The sequence below is a fragment of the Rhizobium sp. CBN3 genome, assembly GCF_030518245.1.
GTDB classification, from domain to species: domain Bacteria; phylum Pseudomonadota; class Alphaproteobacteria; order Rhizobiales; family Rhizobiaceae; genus Rhizobium; species Rhizobium aethiopicum_A.
The window spans coordinates 1-454 of the sequence record NZ_JAULSE010000104.1 but is presented as its reverse complement, the minus strand read 5'-3'; the positions used below and the strand labels follow the sequence as shown (position 1 = coordinate 454).

Below are 454 nucleotides of genomic sequence, written 5' to 3'. Positions count from 1 at the left end.
CAAGGCCTGGGGCGAGGCCTGCGTCGGGCTGACCTGCGCCGGCATCAAGGGCTACTTCTGGAACTCGATCAAGATGGTGGTGCCGGCGGTGGCGATCTCCACCATCATGGGAGCACTCAACGGTTATATCCTGACCAAATGGCGCTTCCCCGGCCATACGCTGGTGTTCGGCCTGATGCTGTTTGCCTGCTTCATCCCGTTCCAGTCGGTGCTGTTGCCGATGGCGACGATCCTCGGCTCGCTCGGCCGCTTCGGCGTCACCCTGCAGAACGCCACCGGCTTTTCCTTCGGCTTCGGCAATTCGACGGTCAATCTGGTCTTCGTCCACGTCGTCTATGGCCTCGGCTTCACCACGCTGTTCTTCCGCAATTTCTACGAGGCCTTTCCGACCGAACTGGTCAGAGCCGCCCAGGTCGATGGCGCGAGCTTCTTCCAGATCTTCCGCCGCATCATG

General features: G+C 61.5%; 1 protein-coding gene. It reads left to right on the top strand.

The window, feature by feature from the left end:
• Positions 1-454 (top strand): ABC transporter permease subunit (locus tag QWJ46_RS31155; protein WP_302756399.1); only part of this gene is annotated, 454 nt, incomplete at both ends.